Below are 21,253 nucleotides of genomic sequence, written 5' to 3'. Positions count from 1 at the left end.
GATGGTCAGGTGTCCGGGCGGGTGACGATGAAGGTCGCCGAGCCGAGCATGACCGCGGCCACCAGCGCCGCCCGCCACAATGGCGGCGAGGTGCCGAACCAGAACACCGCATAACTCACCGCCATCAGCGAAATGGCGGCGATCTTCGCCTTCCGTGCGATCGCACCCTTTGCCCGCCAGCTGCGCAGCGAAGGCCCGAATTTCGGGTGCTCGAGCAACCATGCCTCCAGCCGCGGCGAGGAGCGGGCAAAACAGGCAACTGCTAGCAGCAGAAACGGAGTGGTGGGCAGGACAGGCAGGAACGCGCCGACAATGCCGATTGCAACGAACAGCCATCCGAGGGCGAGAAAAAGAAGACGCATGAAAGCTCTTAAATGAAAAGTTAGGCCAACATCTGAAGACCATGTTTGCGCACGATGTCCAGAAGTTTCAGCGCTGGCCCACTCGGGCGCTTGGCGCCGGTCTCCCACTTCTGGACGGTCGATTCGCTGGTGTTGAGGTAACGGGCAAAGACCGGCTGGCTGACGTGATTGCCCTCCCGCAAGGCCTTGATCTCCTCAGGCCCAAGTTCCACCGGTACCGAAAGGCAGGTCTCGTCAAAGGTCCGCATCGTTTCCTTGTCGATCGTGCCGGCTTCATACATGCCTTCCACGGCGCTATGGATCGCCTCGAAAGCATCGCTCTTGAATTTCCGGTTAGTTGCCATTGCAAATCTCCACCAGTGCGCCGCTCTTCAGTTCCGCATCCAAAGCACCGGGTGTCTTCCGGCGGTAAAGCTCGGCTAGTTTGCGGAAAGCCGCCAGCTCGTCATCATCGATATTGGCCCGATCCTGCTTAGCGAACAGATAGGCATAGACCCAGAACTCGCCCGCCTTTGCCAGAATGATCGACCGGTGCCGGTTGTCGTTGAGGCGTTTCTTGAACACGCCGCCGCCGAGGTCGTCCGCCTGGCCCAGGGCAACCTGAGCAATGGCGTTGCAAACCTCGCGATCCGATATCCGCGCTTTCTTTGCCGCTTTGGCAAACCACGCAGTTTTGAACACCCGGCCGCTCATGATTTGATATAGCACTGGGTGCTATGCTTTTCAATGTGGCTTGGTGCTGGCTTTTCGGCCGCCGCCGGTTATAGTGCCGCCGGCTTCAATAACCGCAGGGGAAATGATGTCAGTGAAGAAAGTACTCGTTGTCGGCGGGGCCGGCTATATCGGCTCCCACACGTGCCTGGTGCTCGCCGAGCGAGGTTATCAGCCTGTTGTCTTCGACAATCTCTCCAACGGGCATGCGGAATTCGCGCGCTGGGGTGAGCTGGAACAGGGCGATATCCGCGATCGTGCCCGGCTGAACGAGGTGTTTGCCAAACACAAGCCGGACGCGGTGCTGCATTTCGCGGCGCTGATCGAGGTGGGTGAATCGGTCAAGAACCCGGTCGCCTTCTATGACAACAATGTGATCGGCGCTTTGACGCTGCTGTCGGCGGCGATCGATGCGGGCGTGAAAGCCTTCGTGTTTTCCTCGACCTGCGCCACCTACGGTCTGCCGGATCGCGTGCCGATGGACGAGACCCACAAACAGGCTCCGATCAATCCGTACGGGCGTACCAAATTCATCGTCGAGCAGGCGCTGAAGGACTACGGCACCTACAAGGACCTGAAGTCGGTCATGCTGCGCTATTTCAATGCTGCCGGCGCCGATTTCGAGGGCCGGGTCGGCGAATGGCACACGCCCGAGACCCACGCAATCCCGCTCGCCATCGAGGCGGCGCTCGGCCGTCGCCAGGGTTTCAAGGTGTTCGGCGACGACTACGACACCCGCGACGGCACCTGCGTGCGCGACTATATCCATGTGCTCGATCTGGCCGACGCGCATGTCCGGGCGGTCGACTACCTTCTCGCCGGTGGCGAAACGGTCGAACTCAACCTCGGCACCGGCACCGGCACGACGGTGAAGGAACTGCTGGCGGCGATTTCGGCGGTTTCCGGAAAACCGTTCCCGGTGGAATATACCGGCCGGCGCGAAGGCGATTCCACCTCGCTGGTCGCCAATAACGACAAGGCGCGGGCGGTGCTCGGCTGGGAGCCGAAATACAGCCTGAACGATATCATCCGTTCGGCCTGGGACTGGCATTCCCGCTCCAACCATCATGTGATCTGAAGGGCCAAGACATGGCGGAAGGCGAGGTCAAGCTCGAGGAAAGCTGGAAACATGCGCTCGGGCCTGAGTTTTCCAACCCGTATATGAGCGAATTGCGCCGCTTCCTCGTTGCCGAAAAGGAAGCGGGCAAACGCGTCTTCCCGAAGGGTTCGGAATATTTCCGCGCGCTCGATCTGACGCCGCTCGACGAGGTGAAGGTCGTGATCCTCGGCCAGGATCCCTATCACGGCTTCGGCCAGGCGCATGGGCTTTGCTTCAGCGTTCGTCCGGGCGTGCGGGTCCCGCCGTCGCTCGTCAACATCTACAAGGAGATGGAGACGGATCTCGGCATTCCGCCGGCCAGACACGGATGCCTCGAACATTGGGCGGAACAGGGCGTCCTGCTTCTGAACAGCGTGTTGACGGTCGAGGAGGCCAGGGCCGCCTCGCATCAGGGCAAGGGCTGGGAACGGTTCACCGATGCGGTGATCCGGGCCGTCAACGACGAGTGCGACGGTGTCGTCTTCATCCTGTGGGGCTCCTATGCCCAGAAGAAGGCGGCGTTTGTCGATCAGCAGCGCCATCTGGTGATCAAGTCGGCCCATCCGTCGCCGCTTTCCGCGCATAACGGCTTTCTGGGCTCGCGGCCGTTTTCCAAGGCGAATGCCTATCTGCAATCGATCGGCAAGGATCCGGTCGACTGGCGCCTGCCGGAACAAGCCTAATTCTGTGAACGATTGGTCAATGGTCGTCTACGCAGAGTGAACAATGCGTTCGGATGGTCGCGTCTATTCAATCCCCGGTCCTTCCACCATCTTTACCCCAGAACAGCAGGCCGCACAGGCGGTCCGCAGAAAAGGGGTTTAAAATGCTAGACCAGATCAAGGGCCTCCACCACGTCACGTCGATGGCGGCAAGCGCCAGCACCAACAACAAGTTCTTCACCGACACGCTCGGCCTTCGCCGGGTCAAGAAGACCGTCAACTTCGACGCGCCGGATGTCTACCACCTCTATTATGGTGACGAAGTCGGTTCTCCCGGTTCGGTGATGACCTATTTCCCGTTCCCGCATATCGCCCGTGGCCGTCAGGGCACCGGCGAAGTGGGCACGACGCTCTTCTCGGTTCCGGAAGGCTCGTTCGGCTTCTGGACCGATCGCCTGACCAAGGCCGGGGCGGAAGGCATCAAGGCCGATACGGCATTCGGTGAAAACCGCCTGCATTTCGCCGGCCCTGATGGCGACGGTTTCGCGCTCGTCGAAGTCAAGGATGATGCCCGCAAGCAGTTCGTCGGCAACGGAATTTCCGAAGATCACGCGATCCGCGGTTTCCACTCCGCTTCGCTTCGTCTTCGGGATGAAGGTGCTACCGCCGAACTCCTGAAGTTCATGGGCTATCAGCAGATCGACGACAAGGATGGCGTGCTGAGGCTTGCCATGCCGGGCGGCAACGGTGCCGATGTCATCGACATCGAAACCATGCCGAACATTGCCCGCGCCAATCTCGGTGCCGGCTCGGTCCATCACATCGCCTTTGCCGTCGAGAACCGCGCAAAGCAGCTCGAAGTCCGCAAGGCGCTGATGGACACCGGTTACCAGGTCACTCCGGTCATCGACCGCGACTACTTCTGGGCGATCTATTTCCGCACGCCAGGCGGCGTGCTGTTCGAAATCGCCACCAACGAACCCGGCTTCGATCGCGACGAGGATACCGCCCATCTCGGCGAAGCCCTGAAGCTGCCCGCACAGCACGCACATCTGCGGGCAACGCTCGAACAACATCTCGAACCGCTGGACGCCTAGTCAGCGCAGCGTCCAAGGAGACCATCATGAGTTACGACAGTTATGTGCACCGGGCGCGCCCCGGTGCACCCGGAGCGCCGATCCTGTTCGTCTTTCACGGCACCGGCGGCGATGAAAACCAGTTCTTCGAGTTCGGTGGTCGGCTTTTGGCCGGCGCCACGGTGATCTCGCCGCGCGGCGACATTTCCGAACACGGTGCCGCGCGCTTCTTCCGGCGCAAGGCCGAAGGTGTCTATGATTGCGAGGATCTTGCCCGGGCGACCGGGCGTATGAGCGAATTCGTCGCCGCCAACCGCGAGCGCTACGGTTCCTCGACCGTGCTCGGCCTCGGTTTCTCGAACGGCGCGAACATTCTCGCCAATATCATGATCGAGAAGCCCGGCCTGTTCGAGGCGGGCGTGCTGATGCATCCGCTGATCCCGTTCAAGCCCAAGGACCGCAAGGCCGAAGCCCAGGCTCATGTTCTGATCACGGCCGGGCAGCACGACCCGATCAGTTCCGTCCAGCAGACCGACGAACTTGCCGACTATTTCAGGCGGCAAGGCGACACGGTGACATTGGAATGGCACGGCGGCGGGCACGAAATTCGTCCCAACGAGATTGAAGCCGCCAAGACGTTCTTTGCGCCCTATGGCGTCTGAACGCGACAACAAAAACGCCCGGCGTCAGGCTTGTGGAGGCTGATGCCGGGCCGACCGTTGCGGGCGCTCTCTACCAGCGGGCCGTTGCCTTGCCGAACAGGTTCTGGAGGGTCGGCTTTTTCTCGTCGTCGACCGCCTCTTCGCTGTCGCCCGTTTTGCCCTCTTCCTCTTTGAAGTATTTGGCGACGGTCTGCATGTGCCACTGCATCAGTTCATAGCAGTATGTCACTTCCCGCTCGCCCGACGACCAATAGGCATTCGGTTCGCCGCATTCGGCGGCCGTCAGCTTGATGCCGTCCTCCAGCTTGTAGAGCCCCGAGAGAAGCTCGGCGAGGATATCCAGAACCTTCGCCGTCTTCGTCAGGTCCGCGTAGTCCTCGAGTTCCTTGTTGCTCGGCTTCTTGTAGGTGATCGTAAACTTGTTGTTCTGCCCGTCGGTCCGCAGATGCGGTTTGAGGAGGCCGAACCAGCTGTCATGGGCTTTCAGATATTCGCCGACGCACTGCCTGCGGCGTCCCTCCGGAAATTCGAGGTTGTCGGCCGATTCCTTGAATTTCTCCGCATCCTTGCCGACCATCATGCAGACCATGCTGAAGGCGCGCTGGCGGTCGAGCGCGTGGACGTCCCACATGGCCAGTTCCTGTTCGGCCGCCTCGCTGGCCTCTGCGGAAAACGTCCAGCCATCGACGGAATCGGTCAGCGCCGTGTCGAAAACTTCGTCATCGGCCTCCAGCAGGAGCAGTGTGGAAAGCGTGTCCACCGCATCCTCCTCACGGCCAAGAACCGGCAGGTTGAATTCTGAAACCAGCATGTGTCCGGCTTCATGAAACAGGAAAAACAGCGCATTGCCGAATGCGAACTCGACGCTGTCCTCGACCTGCTTCTTTGAAAGACCCTGAAGATCGTCGGTGAGGGCTGTCGCTTGTGCGCCGGGCATGGGCAGCGCAAAAAGCCCGAGAAGGGCGAGAGGGAGAAGGCTGCGTCGCATCGGGCCTGCCTGCTTTCTGAAAGCCGTGTTGATCTGTCGCGTCCATGGCCCAGCGCTGCGGAAAGTCGCTTGGTCGTCGCAAGGTCGATCTATTCCGTAACATCGAGCTTTTAAGTTCGGATGAAGCGGTATTGTTGCTGATATGTTTCGATGGGTTTTACGAATATTTAAGGCCTGTTGAAATTCCCCGGCTTTCCCTGGCCTGCAAGAGCAAAGACGTCGGCTGCCGAGCGCCGCCTGGCGATGGAACAAGCCTCCGCACTTCGTCTTTTCGACGCATCCGCCGGGCTTGCGAGGGCGATGGCGATGGCCGATAGTGGCTCACCATTTCCTCGATGCGCGGAGGTTTCCCATGAGCAACCACTTGAAATTCTTCATCGACGGTGTCTGGGTCGAGCCGGTCATTCCGGTCGCGCTCGACGTCATCGACCCGTCCACCGAAGAGGCCTATACGCGGATCGCGCTCGGTTCCAAGGCGGATGTGGACAAGGCCGTCGCAGCCGCCAGGGCCGCTTTCGCGTCTTTCTCTCAGTGGTCGAAGGAGGAGCGGCTGGCGCTGCTCCGCCGTATCCTTGCCGAATACGAAAAGCGTTACGAGGATATCGCGCAAGCCGTTTCCCAGGAAATGGGCGCGCCGATCGCCTTTGCCCGCGACGCGCAGGCGGCCGCCGGGCAGGGGCATCTCAAGGCGACCATCGAGGCGTTCGAAGCCTACGAGTTCACCGAGACGCGCGGCACGACGACCATCCTGAAAGAGCCGATCGGCGTCTGCGCTCTCATCACGCCGTGGAACTGGCCGCTCAACCAGATCGTCTGCAAGGTGGCGCCGGCGATCGCCGCCGGCTGCACCATGGTGCTCAAACCCTCCGAGATCGCGCCGATCAGCGGCATCATCTTTGCGGAAGTGATGGAGGCCGCCGGTACGCCGAAGGGCGTCTTCAACCTCGTCAACGGCACCGGTCCGGACGTGGGGCAGGTGATGGCCGGCCATCCGGATGTCGACATGGTGTCCTTCACCGGCTCGACCCGCGCCGGGGTGATCGTCGCCAAGACAGCCGCCGATACCGTGAAGCGCGTGGCGCAGGAGCTCGGCGGCAAGTCGCCCAACATCATCTTGGCGGATGCGGAATTCGAAAAGGCGGTGGCGGACGGCGTGACCGCCTGTTTTGCCAATTCCGGTCAATCCTGCGACGCGCCGACCCGCATGCTGGTGCCGGCCAGGCGTCACGACGAGGCACTTCAGGTTGCCAAGGCTGCGGCAGAAAAGCTCAAGACTGGCGATCCGCACGCCGACGGCATCGATCTCGGCCCGGTGGTCAGCCAGGTGCAGTTCGACAAGATCCAGCGGCTGATCGAGGCGGGCATCACCGAAGGTGCGACGCTCGTCACCGGCGGCCCCGGCCGGCCGGAAAATCTCAACCGCGGTTATTACATCCGCCCGACCGTGTTCGGAAACGTCACCAACGACATGACCATCGCCCGCGAGGAGATTTTCGGGCCGGTCCTGTCGATCCTCCCTTACGAGACAGAGGAACAGGCAATCGAGATCGCCAACGACACGCTCTACGGGCTCGCGGCCTATGTCCAGTCCGGCGACCTTGTCCATGCCCGCAAGGTGGCGGCGCGGCTGCGGGCCGGTTCGGTGTTCATCAACTATCCCGAATGGGATCTCTTCGCGCCCTTTGGCGGCTTCAAGCAATCCGGCAACGGCCGCGAATATGCCGACTGGGCCATTCACGACTTCCTCGAAATCAAGGGTATCGTCGGTTATGGCATTTGAGACCTTCAATCCGCCTTCCGTCCGCAAGCCGTTCGGCGGCTACAATCACGGTTTGCTCGTCCCACCGGGCGCAAGTCTGCTCGTCACTTCCGGTCAGCTTGGCATTTCGCCGGAAGACAGGATCCCGCCGGACGTGGCAGGCCAGGCCGAACTCTGCTTCAAGGCGATCGGCGCGATCCTCGAAGAGGCGGGCATGACCTATGCGGACGTCATCCGCATTTCCGGCTTCGTCACCAGCCGCGAGGATTTTCCCGCCTACATGATGGTGCGGGACCGCTATACGCTCGATCCGAAACCGGTCTCGACCCTGATCGTCGTCGGTGGCTTCACCCGCGCCGAATTCCTGGTCGAAGTGGAGGTGACGGCGGCGAAGGTGTTTTGAAGCAACGCCGAATAGAGAAACCTCTCCCGGGTCATCCGCATCGCGGGCAGGCCGCATATATTCAGTCTTTGTTGATCACGTATTGTCTTGTTGCGGCGATGGCGGATGCATTTGCGATTTTACGCCGAATACCGTCCTCGATTTTAAATATTCCTTGAGCTGAACCAGGTATCTCTTGCTCCAGGGTTTTTTATTGGGGATTTTCTATGCGTCGTATCGTAATGGGAGCCATGGCGCTCTTCTGTGCGCAATTTCTCGCACCCGCTGCTTTTTCTGCAAGTCTTGTTGCCAGCGTCAGCCTCTCGTCCCAGACCATGACCGTCGAGCAGGATGGCGTGGTGGTTTACGAGTGGAAGGTCTCGACCGCGCGTTCGGGTTATTCGACGCCGACGGGGAACTGGGGTGCCAAGTGGCTGTCCAGGGATCATCGTTCGCGCAAATACGACAACGCGCCGATGCCGTTTGCGGTGTTCTATAACGGCGGGTATGCCGTCCATGCGACCTTCGAGACGAAGCGGCTCGGCCGACCTGCCTCACATGGCTGCATTCGCCTGCATCCTGAAAATGCAGCGACATTCTTCTCGCTCGCCAGCCGGCACGGAGTGTCGAACACGCGCATCGTCGTCAGCCGTTAAGCGGTTTATACGACGTCCTTGCTGAACCGGAGCCGACCTTCGATGAGAAGGCCTATGCGGCCGCGGCCGAGGCGGGTCAGCCGGATTGGCAGCCGCTTCTCCTCCAGCCGCCGGCGGAGAAGCAGCAGCCGCGTTTCCAGATTATCCTTGAAGTCGGGCAGTTTCAGTGCCGCATCGAGCCGGATTTCGCGGTTGGTGAATTCCAGACGGCCGCTTTGCTGGTGCTGTTCCAGCATCGAAGCAAGCAGCCTGCCTGCGACGCCCTTGATGACGTAATCGCCATCGATGAAAACGCTGTCATCGAAGCGATGGTGGACAACTTGCACTGTCTTTTCGGACGTCGCAGGTTGGGCCGGGACCGACCGTTGCGGTTCGGTTTCGAGCGAAAGTTTTTCGCTGAGGGCCAAAGCCATGGCTGCCTGCCTGGCAATCATCGAAAGAGCCGCCTCGTCGTCACTGGTGAAGGCGATGCGGTCGCGGCTTTCGAGGAAGAGGACGCCGCGCACCGAGCCAGCGGCGACGAGCGGCACGGCGATCTGGCTCATCGCGTCCACCATGCCGGGAAGCGGGATCGCTCGCGTTCGGTTTTCGTCGGCGGAGGAGCCGCGCACTGCGGCGCCGAAGCGGCGGATGCGGCTCATGTCGCTCAGCTTGACGACGCGCCCACCGGCGGCGGCTGCGCCGATCACACCTTCGTCGACAGGAATATCCGAGCCGATGCCGGACGGGACATAGCCCATGCTGCCGATGGTAATGAGCTGGTTGCGCTCTTCATAAAGTTGCAGCAACAAGCCATGTTCGAAACCGAACTCCGCGCGCAGGCCCTCAAGCATGGCATCGATGATGCCGTCCGCGTCGGCTTCCGCGGCGATCGCCTCGGCAATCCTGGAAGCGCCAATCAACCGGTTCCGTTTTGACTGCGGGAGTTCGGCGGTCTGGACCTGGGAGGGGATCGCCTCGATGCTCACGACGCGGAAGATATCGAGATTGCGCAGCTTCATGATGCCCGCCATGCCGACCTGGGCGCTGCTGGCGTCGATCTGCAGCGCGATGTGATCGAACAGTGGCCCCGCCTCCAGGGTGTGGGCGAAGACCAGCTCCAGCCGGTATTGTGCAGAATTGCGCGCATCCACCAGAAGCAGCATCGCGTGCGGGTTCAGACGGATGTTGGCGGCGGTCTTGGCGAAGAACTGGTTGGAGAGCGCCACATGCCGATCGTCGACCACGGCGACATGCGAGAGATAGGAAATATTCGGCAGCCCGTCGGCATCCGCCGTCGAGATGATCGAGGGGATCACGCCTTCGAAACAGGCTTCGAGATCAGCCAAGGTCAGCCTGATCGGCGTCGGCGTCATGGGGTCGTGCTCCAGATACGGTCCCCGGCGCGCGAACCGGGCGTCTGGACGAAGACCGAGGCGACGCGCATCGTGATCAGCATCGGATCGCGGTTCGAAAGCACCGGCATGATCAGTTCCGGCAGCATGCCAAGTCTCATCTGGGTCGAAACGATCGCGACGATGTACTGGGATGAACGCTCCACCTCGTCCGGCTCTGCGCGCCGTATGGTCGCCTGTCCCTTCAGTTGATAGGAGACGTAGTCCGATGGCCGGGCGAACGTAACGGCAATTCTTCCGTTTTCGCGCAAATTTGCGACCGTTTCAGGCCATTGCCAGGCTGAGGTCACGAGGTCGATCGTATCGCTTCCGGTGGATATCCATGCGCCCATGGCTCGGCCAATCTCCGGCCGGCGAGCGGCATTCGAACTGCCGATGATCTGCATCACCGGGCTTTCTATGAAGCCTGCGATTTCGTCCCCGAACATCGAACGTCCCCCTTGGACAGGTTCATAGCGCAGTTAGGCAGGTTTTAGGATTCCCTCCGCGCGACTTAATGAGCTTTTAGGAAACGACATTCGCGGAACTGGCTAAAGCGCTCCCATCGAACAAGGAGCAAGCTGATGTCCACCAGGAACCATGTCAAAATGCCTGAAAGCGCCGTCGCCGTGATTGGTGCCGGTCCCGCCGGCCTCGTCGCCGCGCGCTTCCTCATCGCCCGCGGGCTGGTACCCGTCATCTTCGAGGCCTCGTCCCGCCTCGGTGGCCAATGGAATTCCGCCTCGGCGGCCAGCGCCATCTGGCCCGGCATGCGCACCAATACCAGCCGCGTGATGACCGCCTTTTCCGATCTCGACCACGCCTCCGGAAGCGCCGCCTATCTGCGGCAGGAGGAGATGCTCGATTACCTCGAGCGATATGCGTTCACCTTTGGCCTGCTGCCGCATCTGAGACTGAAGACGCGGGTCGAGCGGCTGGAGCGGGCTGGCAATGGCTGGCTGATCCGTTCGGCAGAAGATGGCGAGGAAGGTTGCGAGATCTTCCAGCGGGTTGTCATCGCGACCGGACGGCAGAACGTGCCCGACCTACCCGCCGTACCGGGGCTCGATGGTTTCGCCGGAACTCTCGGCGCCGCCCATACCGCCCAGTATAACGGCCCGGAGCGTTATCGCGGGCGCAAGGTGCTTGTCGCCGGCTGCTCGATCAGTGCGTTGGAGATCGCCTCTGATATCGCGCTCGGCGGTGCGGCCCAGGTGATCTCCACCAGCCGTCGACAGCGCTACATCCTGCCGAAGGTCATTGCTGGGGTGCCGACCGATCACGTGATGTTCAATCGGGCCGCCGTGCTGATGGAAGGCGTGTTGCCGCCGGACATGCTGGCCGAAGGGCTGACTATGAAGGTCCTGAAGGTGGCGGGTTCTCCGGAGCAGTTCGGTGCACGAAAGCCGGAAGGCAACGCCTTTGCAGCGGGCATCTCGCAGTCGCAGGGTTTTCTGCCGGCGGTGGCGGAGGGGCGCATCGCCGTGAAGCCCTGGATGGAGCGGATCGACGGTCACACCATCTGGTTCCGCGACGGGACGAGCGCCAATGTGGACGCCATCCTGTTCGGCACGGGTTATCGTCTCTCGATGCCCTGGCTTTCGGAGGATATCGTCCGGACGATCCGTCTCGACGGTTATGGTGCCGATCTTCACGACCACACTTTCCACCCGGAGCTGCCGGGGCTCGCCTTTCTCGGCCTGTTCGATCTGGTTGGACCTGTCTTTCCGGTTCTCGAATTGCAGGCGCGCTGGGTTGCCCAGTGTTTCGGAAGTAAACAGCCATTTCCGACGCAGGCAGCGATGCATGCCGAGGTTGATCGCTGCCGCGCCACCCGTTCGGGGCCGCTCAGCCTGCCGATGCATGTGGCGGCGCTCACCTTCGCCCGCAACGCCGGCGTGGAGCCGGACCTGACGATCTGGCCGGACCTCGAGCGGGCGCTGCTGTTCGGGCCGCTTTCGCCGATCTCCTTCCGCCTGCAAGGGCCGGACGCGCTGCCGCATGCGCCGGCGAAGACGGAGGCTGCGGCGGTAGCCTTCGGGGCGATCACGACCGGCGATTTCACCGCCGAGGAGGAGAGCATCCGCCAGCTCCTCAAACTCCTCCGGGTTCAGACAGCGGCTTGAACACTTCAACCATTGATTCATCTGATTCAACAAGAAAGGCCATGCTCATGAAATACCTGTATCTTCTCGCGCTGTCGGCGCTGCTCGGCACACCTGCCTCTCCAGAGAGCAAGCAGGCACCCGCGCCTTCCGGGACCTACATGTCCGACCCTGCCCATTCGAGCGTCACCTGGAAAGTCGGCCATTTCGGGCTGTCGAACTATACCGCCCGATTCACCAAGATGAGCGCCGAACTCCTCTGGGATGCAGAGAATCCGGCAGCTTCAAAGGTGTCGGCGAGTATCGATCCGACCTCGGTACGCACCGATTTCCCGTTTCCCCACGTGGAGGATTTCGACAAGAAGATCGGTAGCGACGTGAACTTTCTGGCGGCGCAGCCGATCAGCTTCGTCTCGACCGAGGTCAAAGTGACGGCCGAGAACAAGGGGCAGGTGACCGGCAACCTCACCTTTCGCGGCCAGACCCGGCCGGCGACGCTCGACGTCACGTTCAACGGCTCGATGGCCGAACACCCGATGGATAAGGTACCGAAGCTCGGCTTTTCCGCTATTGCCCGGATCAAACGCAGCGAATGGGGCCTCAGCCATCATGTGCCGGTAGTCAGCGACGAGGTGATGATCCTGATCGAGACTGAACTCGCGCCGCGGAAGAAGGCGACGAACTGATCCGTGACGCTGGCGGCGCTGGCAACCGGCGCCGCTTCATCAATAACCGCAGCTTCTGAGCTGCGCTTCGTATTTGGCGGCCATGCCGGCGGATTTCTGGGCAGTCTGCTTGACGCCGTTGCCGAACTGGCCGCGCGCGTAACCGGCCTGGCCGGTGTAGTAGGCGAGGTAGAGGTTGTAGCTGTCGGCGAGCGGGATGCCGTTCTTGAGATGGCTCTGGTTGTGATACCAGCCGACGAAATGGACGGCATCGCCGAAATCGGTGCGGCTGGCGCTCCAGCGGCCGGTATCCTTCTTATAGCTCAGCCAGGTGCCGTCGAGAGCCTGGGCGTAACCGTAGGCCGTCGAGGCGCGCTTCCACGGGATGAAGCCGAGCAGCTTGGTGCGCGGCGGCCGGGCATAGGGCTGGAAGCCCGATTCCACATAGATCGTCGCCATCAGGATCGGCACCGGCACGCCGAATTCCTGCTCGGCCTTCTTGGCGTCACGCGCCCAGTTGTTGAACAGCCCGTCGCGCTGCTCGAAGATCGCGCAGGCATTGGTAACCCTGCTCGGCGCAGAAGCGCAGGCAGACAGGGACACCGTCAGGAGGGCGATGAAAAACGCAATACGCATCGCTTAATCTCTCGGTTTCCAGAGATTAATAACCGGTAAAATTTAAGGAAAAGTTTAATGGTCGGGATGAGATGTCGGTGGCGCTAAATAAGCGCGTCCGGCAAAGAAATTTCTGACGATGACGGCGAGCGCAGTTGTTGCCGCAATGCCTTCCAGTCCGAGCCCGATTGCCGGCGCAACCAGCGTCAGGACGGCAAACACAGCGAGCGTGAAACGCGCCGGGCCGATGCAGACATAACGGTCGCGCACGAACCACAGGCTCGCCAGATAGATCGCGACCGGGATCGCCACAGCGTAGTCGCCGACGAGGATGGAGACCTCGGAATGGTGGGTGATGATGTCGACGAGCACGGCAAAACCCGCGCCGACCGCCGCGCCTGAGGTGAAGATGAAGAAATGGCCGTAGCCCCAGAGAAGCGAGCGCCTCAGGTGATGGCTGCCGAGTTGTTCCTCGCGGGCAAAATAGACCCACCAGAGCGAAAAGACGATGACCAGGGCCGATAGCGCCGTATGCACCAGCATCAGGTTGAATTCGCCGGCGAACTGGCGCAACGCGATTGAGCCCGCAAGCAGCGTCTCGCCGAGCACGATGATGTTGAGCAGGCCGTACCGTTCGACGATGTGGTGGCGATGCCAGGGTGTGTTGGCGGTCAGCCGCTCCGCAACGGCCGGCACCGCCAGTTCAAGGCCCACGGCGACCGCCCAGAGGACATAGGATACGCCGAAGGTGAGGGGCTGCAGAAAGAGGAAGCTCAGCCAGAGAAGCTGGACGAGGAAGATCCCGATCGCATAACCGAGCGCGGTGGGACGGCAGCCAGGGTCGTGATAGGCCGCCCGCAGCCACAGGATGATCATGGCGATGCGCATGACGGCGTAGCCATAGATCACCAGCGTGAAATCCGGCGCCTCCGTAAAGAGGGCCGGAATGCCGGCGGCAATCGTCAGCGAGCCGCCCATCAACACCATGGTCAGCAGCCGATAGACGACGTCGTCATTGTCATAGGCAGACGAGAACCAGGTGAAGTTCATCCAGGCCCACCAGATGGCGAAGAAGGCCATGATGAAGGTCATCACGCCCTGCGCCGCATGGTTTTCGGCAATCGCGTGATGCAGCCCGGCCGCGGCCGAAGCGATCGCGATCACCGACACGAGGTCGAACAGAAGTTCGAGCGGAGTTGCGACCCGATGACGCTCGTCCGGATCCCGGGGATGCAAGGGACGCAGGATAGTGGCAAGTGGTGAAGCTTGCTTCGTCATCGTTTGCCTGCCCCCGAGCATCAAGATTCGCGATCGAGGGAAATAGCGCAAAAAAGCGTGTTCAAGTAAAGAGTGGCAGGCGATATCGCGATGATTGAGGCTTGGGATGCGTGACGTTCTTGAGACGGAAAGGCTGATATTGCGGGAAATCGGAAAAGCCGACCTGCCGATCTTGTTTCGCATCTTCGGTGATGCCGAGAGCATGCGCTTCTACCCGCGCGCCAAGAGTTTCAAAGAGACCGAGGCATGGTTCGAAAAGCTCGCCTTCCGGAGTTATGAGGAACACGGTTTCGGTCTCTGGGGCATGGTCGAGAAAGTGACCGGCGAGTTGATCGGTGATTGCGGCATTACCCTCCAGCCGACGCCCAAGGGCCTGGAGCCGGAGATCGGCTATCATCTCCGACGAGAATGGATCGGCCGTGGTTATGCCTTCGAGGCGGCTGCCGCCTGCCGTGATTTTGGTCTCAGCGGCCTCGGTTTCGAGCGGATCGTCTCGATCGTCAGCCCGGAAAATATCCCGTCGCTCCGCGTTGCGGCGAGGGTCCATCAACGATGGGAAACCTACCGGACGGTGACGGCTGCTGGGGCGGAGGTGGATCGGCTCCTGTTCATCTCCGAACGGGATGCATCGGACGCAGACCGCCCGGAAGCGGCCACGCGGGTCGCAATGGTCGAGGCAGAGGCTCTTCTGTTGATGCGCCGCGAGAGGGAGGTCTAGAACCGCTCCATTTCGCGCCGGACCTTGTCAAGGAAGGCGGCGCGTGTTTCCGGCGTGCAGTTGTTCATGTCGTAATGGGCCAGAAACGTTACCGGCTGGGCTGGGTTGGTCTGTACCCGCAGCACGCGTTTCGACAGCTTTCGCGGCGGGTCGCCGGCGAGGAAGGCGCGCCAGCGGGTGGCGCCGTAGGTGGTGACCACCGCCACCTTGTCGATATGCAGTTTTCGCGTCAGCTTGCCGTCCTTCAGCTCGAAGGTGATGCCCGGCAGCCAGACACGGTCGAAATAACCCTTCAGCATGGCCGGCCAGCCGAAATTCCAGACCGGGGTGACGATGACCAAGCCTTCCGCCGCCTGCAGCCGGTCGACATAGGGCTTCACCAGCGACAGGTTGTTAGGGTAGTCGTGATAGGTCATCCGGTCATGGCGCGACATGACCGGATCGAAACCTTCGGCATAGAGGTTGCAGTCATCCACCTCGTGCCCGGCCTTCAACAGACTTTCACGCGCCTGCCTGTGCAGGGCGGCGCCATAACTTTCCTCGACCGGATGCGAATGGACGAGCAGGACACGCATCAGCCACCTGCTGCGGCAAGGCCCGGGAAGAGGTAGTTCTTGCCGGCGGAAAAATCGAAATCGGGATTATCCCAGGCGATCATCTTGCCGGGGTTGAGCAACCCCTTCGGATCGGTCTCCTTCTTGAAGGCGAGCTGGACGGTGTCCGTCTGCTTCATGCCGCCTTCTTCCAGCGTGTAGCGGTGCGGGTTGAAGATCGGGCAGCCGTTGTCGCGGTGGATCTGCATGATCTCTTCCAGCCGCTCTTTGGTCGTGTAGCGGACGAGAGGCAGGCCGGAGCACTGCATGCGACCGTCGAACTTGATGAATTCCAGATGGCCCGGCACCTCGTCGCCGAACAGCTTGGTCATCTTCTCGACCTTGGCGACATGGTCCGGTCCCGGATACTGGACCTGGAGATAGGTGAAGCCGGGATCGACTTTCAGGGCGCGCAGCGTCGTGTGGTTCCAGGCGAGTTCATAGGCATGCGGGATGCCCTTCATGCTCTCGACCTTGTCGGAGCGGAACAGGATTTCGCCCTTCTGGCGCTCGGCAAAGGCGGCGAAGGCGTCCATCGAATGCGGCGCAATCATCAGCACGACGATCGACTGGTTGCGGTCGCGCAGGAACGGCTTGTGGCGTGGGAAATAGTCGTAAGGGATCGGTGCCGCGATCGGGGCGATCTCCTTAATCAGCAGGCCGTTCTTGTGGGCCAGCGCATCGCCGAAGCGCACCGCATCCATGAAGTCGTCATAACCGACCAGCACGTCCACCCAGTCATAAGCGGGTGCCAGCGGCATCTCGACCTCGACGATGATGCCGTTGGTGCCATAGGCATGGGTCACCTTCTGCAGGTCCCAGGCAGTCAGGTCGAGCACGCGCGGTTCAGCCTCCATGGTGACGACGCGCAGGCGCAGGATGTTGCCGAGGTCGCGCAACCCGCCCCAATGGATCGAACCGACGCCGCCGGAACCGCCGGCGACAAAGCCGCCGATCGTCGCGGTCTGGGCGGTCGAGGGATGAAAGCGCAGTTCCTGGCCGGAATGGGCTTTTGTCTGGCGGTCGAGTTCGGCAATCACGATGCCCGGCTCGGCGATGACGCGGCCCGGATGGATTTCCTTGACCTTGTTCATGTTGATGAGGTTGAGCACGATGCCGCCCGAGAGCGGCATGGCCTGGCCGTAATTGCCGGTGCCGGCTCCGCGCGGCGTCACCGGCACGCCATGGGCGTAGGCGACCTTCAGCACCCGGATCACCTCTTCCTCGCTTTTCGGCGAGACGACGAGATCGGCGGTGACGTTCTCGAGTTCTTCCTTGAGGATCGGCGAGTACCAGTAGAAATCGCGGCTCTTCTGGCGCACCAGCGCCGGATTGTCCTCGACCGCGAGGCCTTGGAGTTCTTTCTTGATCTGTGCGTAATCCGGCATGTTCACTTGTCCAAAATCGGGTCCAGGTCACGGTAATCCGGCAGGCGACGGTCGATGCCCATGCCATTCCGCATCACGATGCGGTCGGCCTGCGGACGGGAAAGGAATTCGCTCCAGCGGCGTACGCTGAACAGCACGAGATCGGCGGGGCCGCCTTCGGCAATGACGCCGATATCCGGCCTGCCGAGGATCTCGGCGGGTGTCGAGGTGACGACACGGGCAGATGTATCGAGCGGGTGGTCGAGATGGAGGATGCGGACTGCCTCGCGGAACACCTCGACGGGGTCCATGTCGCCATAGGCGTAGAACGGATCGCGGGTATTGTCGGAGGAAACGGCAGTCTTGACGCCGGCAGCCGCCAGTTCGTGGAACAGCGTGACACCACGCCAGCGGGGCGTGCGGCCGGCATGGCGGTCCTGCAGGTACATGTTGCACATCGGCAGCGACACGACCGAGATGTCAGCCCTGGCGACCTTGTCGATGACACGGCCTGCGGTCTCGTCGTCCTGCCTTGCGAGCGAACAGCAATGGCCGACGGTCACCGAGCCTTCGAAACGGTTGCGGAGTTTTGCCTCGGCAATGGCTTCCAGGGTCAGGACCTGTTTGTCTTCCGTCTCGTCCACATGCAGGTCGATGTCGAGGCCATTGTCGGCGGCCGCCTTGAAGAGCGTGTCGAGGATACGCTCGAAATCCGGCAGGATGCGGGTGGCACCGCCGAGCAATCCGCCATAACGCTTTGCCGTCGCGACGATGCCGCCGAAGATGCTTTCGTCGAGCACGCATTCCAACGGCAGCAGGGCGACAGCCTGCAGCACGATCCGATCTTTCCATTCGGCGCGAAGCTCGTCGAACAGCGGGAAGGAGATATCCGGCTGCGGCGGGATGCTATCGAGATGAGTGCGGATCAGCTTGGTGCCGTGGGCATAGGCACTTTTCAGTGAGAATTCGAAGCGGGCGCGGATATCCTCAGCCGTCCAGTTGGCGATCCGATCCTCGCGCACGTTCATCAAGGCGCCTTCGAACGTGCCGTCCGGGTTGGGGCGGCGGTCCCAGAAATGCCCCTTGTCGAGATGCGTATGCATGTCGGCGAAACAGGGCCAGACCATGCCGCCGCGCATGTCCGCAATCATCAGATCGGCGGGTGCCGAGCCTTTCGACAGGATGGCCTCGATCTTCCCGTCCGCGATGACGAGATCGGCCTCCATGAGGCCGGCCTTTGCGGCAGCCGGCAGGCCCTTGACGAGGACGGCCGGCAGCGTCGCATTGGTGAGCGCGAAACGGCGAGCATCGGGAAGCGTCATGAAGGCAGTCATCAGTTTTCTCTTTTCAGGCTGCTTTCATGCCAGCGATGCAGGAAAAACCAGGAGATGAAGGAGGTGATCGCAAAAATCACCACGCCGAGCAAGGAGAGCAGGATCAGTGCCGCAAACAGGCGCGGAATGTTGAGGCGATACTGGGATTCGAGCAGCCGGAAGGCAAGGCCGGAACCTGCGCCCGCCGAGCCCGCCGCGAACTCCGCGACGACGGCCGCGATCAGCGCCAGGCCTCCGCCGATCCGAAGCCCCGTCATGAAATAGGGGAGCGAGGAGGGGAGTTTCAGGTAGAGCAGCGTCTGCCAGCGCGAGGCACCGTAGAGATCGAAGAGGTTGAGCAGGTTGTGGTCGACGCTCTTCAGGCCCTGGACCATGTTCGACAGGATCGGGAAGAAGGCGACGAGGAAGGCGCAGATCAAAAGCGCCACCTGGGTCGTCGGCGCATAGATCAGGATCAGCGGCGCGATCGCCACGATCGGCGTCACCTGCAGGATGACCGTGATCGGATAGAAGGCAGTCTCGATCCATTTCGACTGGATGAGGAAGACGGCGATGCCGACGCCGCCGATCAGCGCCAGCGCGAGCGCCTGCATGGTGATCTGCGTCGTCACCCAGAGAGCGGGCGAGAGCGTGCCCCAGTCGTTGTAGAGCGAGTTCGCGACCGCCAGCGGCCCCGGCAGGATGTATTGTGGGATACTGTTGGCGGTGATGATGAACTGCCAGAGGAGAACGAGGCAGATCACCACGCAGATCGGGACCAGGGTGCGCAGCAGCGTATCGCGGTTGCGGCCGAAGAAGCCAGGCTTCGGCGGCATCAGGGCGGTATCGGTGTCGGCCATCAATGTTCCTCCCCGCCGATTGCTTCGATGAGCATTGTCGAGACCTTTTCGCAGGCCTGGCGATATTCTTCCGAGGTGCGGTAACGTGCATCGCGCTCGAGGCTCGTGATCAGCGGAAAATCCGCATGCACCCGGCCGGGCCGCGCCTTCATCACTACGATGCGGTTGGAAAGGTAAGCGGATTCGAACACGGAATGGGTGACGAAGATCACCGTGATGCCGGTCTCGCGCCATAGACGCAGCACGTCGTCGTTGAGTTTCTGGCGGGTGATTTCGTCGAGCGCCGCAAAGGGCTCGTCCATCAAGAGCAGCTTCGGTTTGGTGACCAGCGCACGGGCGATCGAGACGCGCATCTTCATGCCGCCAGAAAGCTCGCGCGGATAGGCGTCGGCAAAATCCTGGAGGCCGACGGTCGCGAGCGTGTCCATGATTTCGCCGCGGGCGGCGGACTTGGAGACGCCGCGCAGTTTCAGCGGCAGATAGACGTTGCCGAACACCGTCTGCCACGGCATCAGCGTCGGCTCCTGGAAGACGAAGGAAATGTCGCCTTCCGGCAGGCCTTTGGAGTTGATGCGCGAACTCGGCCAGTCGATCGTGCCTGTCGAGACGTCGCCGAGCCCGGCAATGATGCGCAGTGCCGTCGATTTGCCACAGCCGGAAGGGCCGAGCAGACTGACGAATTCGCCCCCCTCGACCGTCAGCGACATGTCGGAGAGCGCCAGCGTGCCGCTGGAGAATGTTTTCGAGACGGAGCGCATGACGACCAGCGGGCGTCTGCGTGTCTCCCCGGGGGCGGGTATCAGCGGGGCTTGGGACATGCTCATTGCGGGCCTTGAACTTAGTCGGGACAGGGCGGCAATTCCCTCTCTCCCGTGACAGGCACAGCAAAGAGGGAATGAACCGTTGCGCTCTTCCGAGACTACTTTTTCAGCGCCATGCCGACGCCCTTGCAGACGAACTTGGTCGAATAAGCCTTCTTGTAATCGAGGTCGGCCGGCTGGACACCGATCGCGACCATGGACTCGAAGAACTTCTTGTAGCGCTCGTCGGTGATGCAGCCGATGCCCTTGGTCTCGGCGTCGCCGGATACGACGATCCCGTATTCCTTCATCTTGGCGATGGAATAGGCGAGCTGGCCATCCGTCATTTCCGGATTGTCCTTCTTGATCAGGTCGTTGGCGGCCTTGTTGTCACCATAGAGATAAGTGTACCAGCCTTCGAGCGAGGCATCGACGAAACGCTGCACGACATCCGACTTCTTGTCGATCATCGTCTGCGTGGTGGTGATCATCGTCGAATAGGGGCCGTAACCGGCATCGGCGATCAGGAAGACTTTCGGCGTCCAGCCGGCCTGCTTGCCGATCTCGTAGGGTTCGGAGGTCAGGTAACCCTGCTGTGCGGAGGCCTTGTCGGCGATGAAGGGGGCCGGGTTGAACGTGTAGGGCTTGAACTGCTCGTCCTTGAAGCCTTTGAAGTTCTTCTTCATCCACTCGAAATAAGTGGTGTAGCCTTCCTTGCCCATGAAGATGGTCTTCATCTTGGCGAGGTCCTCGAACTTTTCGACGCCCGCGTCAGGATGGGCGAGCAGGACCTGCGGGTCCTTCTGGAAGATCGAGGCGACGCTGACCAGCGGGATGCCTTGCTTGACGGCATCCATGTCGCCGAGCGGACCGCCCATGTAGAAATCGACCTTGCCGGCGATCAGGAGTGCGCGGTTGGCGGCATTCGGGCCGCCCTGCACGATCTTCACCTTCAGGCCGCGCTTTTCGTAGGTGCCGTCGGCGACGGCCTGGTAGAAGCCGCCATGCTCGGCCTGGGCAAGCCAGTTGGTGCCATAGGAGACTTCATCGAGAGCCGCAGCCGGTTGGGCGGCCAGCGCTACCGCCGAAAGGCCGACGGCGGCAAAAAAACTCTTCATCATCAAGGATTTGGACATGTCGCTTTGTTCCCCTGTTAAACCGTGCGGCATCGTGAGAGCAGCTTATGGTGAGCATTTGTACGGTTGCGTT

General features: G+C 61.5%; 24 protein-coding genes. 10 read left to right on the top strand and 14 right to left on the bottom strand.

The window, feature by feature from the left end; genetic code table 11:
• Positions 1 to 5: 5 nt before the first annotated feature.
• The 3 genes from C5L10_RS07970 to C5L10_RS07960 are packed head-to-tail and all read right to left on the bottom strand — an operon-like array spanning position 6 to position 1,055.
• Positions 6 to 362, bottom strand: a complete 357-nt coding sequence (locus C5L10_RS07970) for a YbaN family protein (RefSeq protein WP_105429185.1) — start codon at positions 360 to 362, stop codon at positions 6 to 8.
• 20 nt (positions 363 to 382) lie between these two features.
• Positions 383 to 706, bottom strand: a complete 324-nt coding sequence (locus tag C5L10_RS07965) for a DNA-binding transcriptional regulator (protein ID WP_105414713.1) — start codon at positions 704 to 706, stop codon at positions 383 to 385.
• Positions 696 to 1,055 carry a type II toxin-antitoxin system RelE/ParE family toxin gene (locus tag C5L10_RS07960; protein ID WP_105429184.1) on the bottom strand — a complete coding sequence of 120 codons (360 nt, stop codon included), beginning with the start codon at positions 1,053 to 1,055 and terminating at the stop codon, positions 696 to 698. Before C5L10_RS07960 ends, C5L10_RS07965 begins: the two co-directional genes overlap by 11 nt.
• Positions 1,056 to 1,161: 106 nt before the next feature.
• On the opposite strand from C5L10_RS07960, the gene galE reads away from it, so the two are divergent.
• From galE to C5L10_RS07940, 4 genes are all read left to right on the top strand, one after another.
• A complete protein-coding gene (gene galE / locus C5L10_RS07955; protein WP_105429183.1) occupies positions 1,162 to 2,151 on the top strand; it encodes a UDP-glucose 4-epimerase GalE in 990 nt (329 codons plus the stop codon).
• An 11-nt stretch (positions 2,152 to 2,162) separates the two neighbouring features.
• Positions 2,163 to 2,855 (top strand): uracil-DNA glycosylase, encoded by a 693-nt coding sequence (ung, locus tag C5L10_RS07950; RefSeq protein ID WP_105429182.1) that lies wholly within the window; start codon positions 2,163 to 2,165, stop codon positions 2,853 to 2,855.
• 143 nt (positions 2,856 to 2,998) lie between these two features.
• Complete coding sequence (locus C5L10_RS07945) at positions 2,999 to 3,931, top strand: VOC family protein (protein WP_046635037.1); 933 nt, start codon at positions 2,999 to 3,001, stop codon at positions 3,929 to 3,931.
• A gap of 26 nt (positions 3,932 to 3,957) precedes the next feature.
• Positions 3,958 to 4,572, top strand: a complete 615-nt coding sequence (locus C5L10_RS07940) for an alpha/beta hydrolase (protein ID WP_105429181.1) — start codon at positions 3,958 to 3,960, stop codon at positions 4,570 to 4,572.
• Positions 4,573 to 4,642: 70 nt separating this feature from the next.
• Here C5L10_RS07940 and C5L10_RS07935 read toward each other — a convergent pair whose 3' ends face one another.
• Positions 4,643 to 5,560, bottom strand: a complete 918-nt coding sequence (locus C5L10_RS07935) for a DUF4344 domain-containing metallopeptidase (RefSeq protein ID WP_105429180.1) — start codon at positions 5,558 to 5,560, stop codon at positions 4,643 to 4,645.
• A 352-nt stretch (positions 5,561 to 5,912) separates the two neighbouring features.
• Between C5L10_RS07935 and C5L10_RS07930 the strand changes: the two genes are divergently transcribed.
• From C5L10_RS07930 to C5L10_RS07920, 3 genes are all read left to right on the top strand, one after another.
• Entirely contained in the window at positions 5,913 to 7,340 is a 1,428-nt protein-coding gene (locus tag C5L10_RS07930) for an aldehyde dehydrogenase family protein (RefSeq protein WP_105429179.1), read from the top strand.
• On the top strand, positions 7,330 to 7,722 hold the full coding sequence (locus C5L10_RS07925) for a RidA family protein (protein ID WP_105429178.1): 393 nt from the start codon (positions 7,330 to 7,332) through the stop codon (positions 7,720 to 7,722). The genes C5L10_RS07930 and C5L10_RS07925 overlap by 11 nt, the downstream gene beginning before the upstream one ends.
• 206 nt (positions 7,723 to 7,928) lie before the next feature.
• Complete coding sequence (locus C5L10_RS07920) at positions 7,929 to 8,357, top strand: L,D-transpeptidase (RefSeq protein ID WP_046635044.1); 429 nt, start codon at positions 7,929 to 7,931, stop codon at positions 8,355 to 8,357.
• A 5-nt stretch (positions 8,358 to 8,362) separates the two neighbouring features.
• On the opposite strand, the gene C5L10_RS07915 is transcribed toward C5L10_RS07920, so the two are convergent.
• Both C5L10_RS07915 and C5L10_RS07910 read right to left on the bottom strand, forming a co-directional pair.
• Positions 8,363 to 9,712: a GAF domain-containing protein gene (locus C5L10_RS07915; protein ID WP_371411923.1), complete on the bottom strand. Its 1,350-nt coding sequence runs from the start codon at positions 9,710 to 9,712 to the stop codon at positions 8,363 to 8,365.
• Positions 9,709 to 10,179 (bottom strand): pyridoxamine 5'-phosphate oxidase family protein, encoded by a 471-nt coding sequence (locus tag C5L10_RS07910; RefSeq protein ID WP_105429177.1) that lies wholly within the window; start codon positions 10,177 to 10,179, stop codon positions 9,709 to 9,711. Before C5L10_RS07910 ends, C5L10_RS07915 begins: the two co-directional genes overlap by 4 nt.
• A 135-nt stretch (positions 10,180 to 10,314) precedes the next feature.
• Between C5L10_RS07910 and C5L10_RS07905 the strand changes: the two genes are divergently transcribed.
• Together C5L10_RS07905 and C5L10_RS07900 are read left to right on the top strand one after the other, a co-directional pair.
• Positions 10,315 to 11,856, top strand: a complete 1,542-nt coding sequence (locus C5L10_RS07905) for an NAD(P)/FAD-dependent oxidoreductase (RefSeq protein WP_105429176.1) — start codon at positions 10,315 to 10,317, stop codon at positions 11,854 to 11,856.
• 47 nt (positions 11,857 to 11,903) lie between these two features.
• On the top strand, positions 11,904 to 12,521 hold the full coding sequence (locus C5L10_RS07900) for a YceI family protein (RefSeq protein WP_245447947.1): 618 nt from the start codon (positions 11,904 to 11,906) through the stop codon (positions 12,519 to 12,521).
• Between the two features lie 39 nt (positions 12,522 to 12,560).
• On the opposite strand, the gene C5L10_RS07895 is transcribed toward C5L10_RS07900, so the two are convergent.
• On the bottom strand, positions 12,561 to 13,136 hold the full coding sequence (locus tag C5L10_RS07895; RefSeq protein WP_105427006.1) for a transglycosylase SLT domain-containing protein: 576 nt from the start codon (positions 13,134 to 13,136) through the stop codon (positions 12,561 to 12,563).
• A gap of 54 nt (positions 13,137 to 13,190) precedes the next feature.
• Entirely contained in the window at positions 13,191 to 14,393 is a 1,203-nt protein-coding gene (locus tag C5L10_RS07890; protein WP_105429174.1) for a low temperature requirement protein A, read from the bottom strand.
• Positions 14,394 to 14,499: 106 nt separating this feature from the next.
• Here C5L10_RS07890 and C5L10_RS07885 point away from each other — a divergent pair, with 106 nt between their 5' ends.
• Positions 14,500 to 15,111: a GNAT family N-acetyltransferase gene (locus tag C5L10_RS07885; protein WP_105429173.1), complete on the top strand. Its 612-nt coding sequence runs from the start codon at positions 14,500 to 14,502 to the stop codon at positions 15,109 to 15,111.
• Here C5L10_RS07885 and C5L10_RS07880 read toward each other — a convergent pair.
• The 6 genes from C5L10_RS07880 to C5L10_RS07855 all read right to left on the bottom strand — a co-directional run bounded on the left by C5L10_RS07880 (position 15,108) and on the right by C5L10_RS07855 (position 21,180).
• Positions 15,108 to 15,686 (bottom strand): NAD(P)H-dependent oxidoreductase, encoded by a 579-nt coding sequence (locus C5L10_RS07880; protein WP_105429172.1) that lies wholly within the window; start codon positions 15,684 to 15,686, stop codon positions 15,108 to 15,110. The genes C5L10_RS07885 and C5L10_RS07880 overlap by 4 nt on opposite strands.
• Positions 15,686 to 17,092 (bottom strand): FAD-binding oxidoreductase, encoded by a 1,407-nt coding sequence (locus C5L10_RS07875; RefSeq protein ID WP_105429171.1) that lies wholly within the window; start codon positions 17,090 to 17,092, stop codon positions 15,686 to 15,688. The genes C5L10_RS07880 and C5L10_RS07875 overlap by 1 nt, the downstream gene beginning before the upstream one ends.
• 2 nt (positions 17,093 to 17,094) lie before the next feature.
• Positions 17,095 to 18,405, bottom strand: a complete 1,311-nt coding sequence (locus C5L10_RS07870; RefSeq protein ID WP_371411922.1) for a cytosine deaminase — start codon at positions 18,403 to 18,405, stop codon at positions 17,095 to 17,097.
• Positions 18,405 to 19,244 (bottom strand): ABC transporter permease, encoded by an 840-nt coding sequence (locus C5L10_RS07865; protein WP_105429169.1) that lies wholly within the window; start codon positions 19,242 to 19,244, stop codon positions 18,405 to 18,407. The genes C5L10_RS07870 and C5L10_RS07865 overlap by 1 nt, the downstream gene beginning before the upstream one ends.
• Positions 19,244 to 20,068 carry an ABC transporter ATP-binding protein gene (locus C5L10_RS07860; protein WP_105429168.1) on the bottom strand — a complete coding sequence of 275 codons (825 nt, stop codon included), beginning with the start codon at positions 20,066 to 20,068 and terminating at the stop codon, positions 19,244 to 19,246. Before C5L10_RS07860 ends, C5L10_RS07865 begins: the two co-directional genes overlap by 1 nt.
• Positions 20,069 to 20,163: 95 nt before the next feature.
• Entirely contained in the window at positions 20,164 to 21,180 is a 1,017-nt protein-coding gene (locus C5L10_RS07855) for an ABC transporter substrate-binding protein (protein ID WP_046635066.1), read from the bottom strand.
• Positions 21,181 to 21,253: the final 73 nt, after the last annotated feature.

It is taken from the genome of Neorhizobium sp. T6_25 (assembly GCF_002968555.1).
Classification (GTDB): Bacteria; Pseudomonadota; Alphaproteobacteria; order Rhizobiales; family Rhizobiaceae; genus Neorhizobium.
The sequence above is the reverse complement of the archived record's forward strand: the minus strand, read 5'-3'. Positions and strand labels throughout refer to the sequence as shown.

Bases quoted from the DNA above. Each gene is read 5' to 3' on its own strand.
- C5L10_RS07900 (WP_245447947.1), top strand. From the start codon at position 11,904: ATGAAATACCTGTATCTTCTCGCGCTGTCGGCGCTGCTCGGCACACCT.
- C5L10_RS07970 (WP_105429185.1), bottom strand. From the start codon at position 362: ATGCGTCTTCTTTTTCTCGCCCTCGGATGGCTGTTCGTTGCAATCGGC.
- C5L10_RS07880 (WP_105429172.1), bottom strand. From the start codon at position 15,686: ATGCGTGTCCTGCTCGTCCATTCGCATCCGGTCGAGGAAAGTTATGGC.
- C5L10_RS07890 (WP_105429174.1), bottom strand. From the start codon at position 14,393: ATGACGAAGCAAGCTTCACCACTTGCCACTATCCTGCGTCCCTTGCAT.
- C5L10_RS07920 (WP_046635044.1), top strand. From the start codon at position 7,929: ATGCGTCGTATCGTAATGGGAGCCATGGCGCTCTTCTGTGCGCAATTT.
- C5L10_RS07885 (WP_105429173.1), top strand. From the start codon at position 14,500: ATGCGTGACGTTCTTGAGACGGAAAGGCTGATATTGCGGGAAATCGGA.
- C5L10_RS07855 (WP_046635066.1), bottom strand. From the start codon at position 21,180: ATGTCCAAATCCTTGATGATGAAGAGTTTTTTTGCCGCCGTCGGCCTT.
- C5L10_RS07965 (WP_105414713.1), bottom strand. From the start codon at position 706: ATGGCAACTAACCGGAAATTCAAGAGCGATGCTTTCGAGGCGATCCAT.
- C5L10_RS07925 (WP_105429178.1), top strand. From the start codon at position 7,330: ATGGCATTTGAGACCTTCAATCCGCCTTCCGTCCGCAAGCCGTTCGGC.
- C5L10_RS07930 (WP_105429179.1), top strand. From the start codon at position 5,913: ATGAGCAACCACTTGAAATTCTTCATCGACGGTGTCTGGGTCGAGCCG.
- C5L10_RS07905 (WP_105429176.1), top strand. From the start codon at position 10,315: ATGTCCACCAGGAACCATGTCAAAATGCCTGAAAGCGCCGTCGCCGTG.
- C5L10_RS07860 (WP_105429168.1), bottom strand. From the start codon at position 20,068: ATGAGCATGTCCCAAGCCCCGCTGATACCCGCCCCCGGGGAGACACGC.
- C5L10_RS07875 (WP_105429171.1), bottom strand. From the start codon at position 17,092: ATGCCGGATTACGCACAGATCAAGAAAGAACTCCAAGGCCTCGCGGTC.
- ung (WP_105429182.1), top strand. From the start codon at position 2,163: ATGGCGGAAGGCGAGGTCAAGCTCGAGGAAAGCTGGAAACATGCGCTC.
- C5L10_RS07960 (WP_105429184.1), bottom strand. From the start codon at position 1,055: ATGAGCGGCCGGGTGTTCAAAACTGCGTGGTTTGCCAAAGCGGCAAAG.
- C5L10_RS07935 (WP_105429180.1), bottom strand. From the start codon at position 5,560: ATGCGACGCAGCCTTCTCCCTCTCGCCCTTCTCGGGCTTTTTGCGCTG.
- C5L10_RS07895 (WP_105427006.1), bottom strand. From the start codon at position 13,136: ATGCGTATTGCGTTTTTCATCGCCCTCCTGACGGTGTCCCTGTCTGCC.
- C5L10_RS07870 (WP_371411922.1), bottom strand. From the start codon at position 18,405: ATGACTGCCTTCATGACGCTTCCCGATGCTCGCCGTTTCGCGCTCACC.
- C5L10_RS07940 (WP_105429181.1), top strand. From the start codon at position 3,958: ATGAGTTACGACAGTTATGTGCACCGGGCGCGCCCCGGTGCACCCGGA.
- C5L10_RS07915 (WP_371411923.1), bottom strand. From the start codon at position 9,712: ATGACGCCGACGCCGATCAGGCTGACCTTGGCTGATCTCGAAGCCTGT.
- C5L10_RS07865 (WP_105429169.1), bottom strand. From the start codon at position 19,244: ATGGCCGACACCGATACCGCCCTGATGCCGCCGAAGCCTGGCTTCTTC.
- C5L10_RS07945 (WP_046635037.1), top strand. From the start codon at position 2,999: ATGCTAGACCAGATCAAGGGCCTCCACCACGTCACGTCGATGGCGGCA.
- C5L10_RS07910 (WP_105429177.1), bottom strand. From the start codon at position 10,179: ATGTTCGGGGACGAAATCGCAGGCTTCATAGAAAGCCCGGTGATGCAG.
- galE (WP_105429183.1), top strand. From the start codon at position 1,162: ATGTCAGTGAAGAAAGTACTCGTTGTCGGCGGGGCCGGCTATATCGGC.